The sequence below is a fragment of the Streptomyces sp. E11-3 genome (assembly GCF_046540415.1).
GTDB lineage: Bacteria > Actinomycetota > Actinomycetes > Streptomycetales > Streptomycetaceae > Streptomyces.
This window is the reverse complement of record NZ_JAZGRL010000166.1, coordinates 1-1,518: the sequence shown is the minus strand read 5'-3', so window position 1 is coordinate 1,518 and position 1,518 is coordinate 1. Positions and strand designations below refer to the sequence as shown.

Annotated in this window: 1 pseudogene; it reads left to right on the top strand. The window is 71.6% G+C overall.

Annotation, left to right across the window (positions count from 1 at the left end):
• Positions 1-894, top strand: a pseudogene (locus U9R90_RS36140) (hypothetical protein); the annotation flags it as partial.
• Positions 895-1,518 lie beyond the last annotated feature (624 nt).

Genomic DNA, 1,518 nt, shown 5'->3' with positions numbered 1-1,518 from the left:
CCGCCGCCCCGCCCGCGCCGGACCCGGACCCTCGTGCTCGGCGCCGTACTCGCCGCGCTCGTCGCCACCGGCGCCGCGCTGTTCACCGTACGGCCGTGGGACGACGACGGCCGGGCCAGCAGCACGGACCGCGGAGACCAGGCGGCAGGGGCAGCCGACGGCTCGAACATCGTGCCGGGGGCGTTCCTCGGAACATGGGAAGGCGAGGTCAAGGAACGCGGCAGGGGAACGGGCGCGGAGTCGTGGGTCCTGGCGCGGGTCGAGATCACCAGAGGCGGCTACAACGCCCCGGTCGCGACGTTTGTTTCGGTAGGGCAGGAGGCGCTGTGCATCGGGGACAGCACCATGGAGTCCGGGGGTACGCACAAGGACGGCCGGGAGGAGATCACCCTCAGCCGGGGAAGGCTCAAGCACAGCGCCCCGCCAGGCGCCTGCATCGAGCTGCCGCGGCACGAGCTGACGACCCGGAACGACGGCGACCTCGACTGGCGGACGCAGGACGGCAAGTACAGCGCCCGCTTCCGACCCGTCCCGCCGGGCAACACGCGGGTGCCCAGCGCGTATGTGGGCATCTGGACCGACAAGGGCAACCGGTCACCGGACAACCTGCGCATCACGATCACCGGGGGCAGGGTCGGCGTCACGAGGGCCAGAACGGCCTCCGACCCGCAGAGCGGAACCCACTGCGAGTGGACGGCGACGCTGGCCTCGGTCGGGGCCGAGCGGCTGGTGTTCGGCCCGTACGAACTGGATGCCGAGAGGTCCGACGGCGACTGCGACAAGACAGGGCCGGTCCACACCTACACCAGCCAGGCCGAGGGCAAGCTCCAGCTTGAGTTCCCGACCAGAGACGGGGAGTTCCCGATAGACCTGGTACCGGTGGCGGGAGACTGACACGGGGGACTGACACGGGTCGCCCCATGGGCGAAATCCGGCCATCTGCCGACCCTCGGCCGGTCCTCCGCCTCGTCCCGGCGAAGCGCCACCGTGCGGTGACGCCCCGCCGCCCCGCCACAGCGCGTCGAACCGCGTCGAACCCCCGTCGCATCCCGTCGCGTTGGTATCTCTCCGTGACTGGCCGACGACCATCTGTTCGAGCGCGGCGACGCGGTCTAGTGTCTCGTGTGCCCAAGACCCCGGCAGCGCAGCAGATGCGTTCTTCGACAGACGGCTGATTGAACCGGGGTGGGGGCATTGCGGAAGCTGCCGCACACAACAGCGGCCAGCGCGTACGCCCCTGTTCCCCGTGTCCCCCACCCGCGTCCTGGCGCGCTCCTCCGCGCTGCCGGACTCCGGACACCCCGCCCCGTGGGGGCTCTTCAGAGCGTCCGCGCCGCGGGGCGCAGCCGGCCTTTCCCGGAACGGGGATGTTCTCCGTGTCCCGGATTCCCCGCGTGGCCCCGGGAAGGGCCGTGTCTGCAGGTGCGCCCACCCCTTCGCACCCGCACTCACGACGGTTCGCTCCACGCGCGACCCGTCGCTCTTCACCAACCCCCACCGTCCATTGCGTCCCCCCGC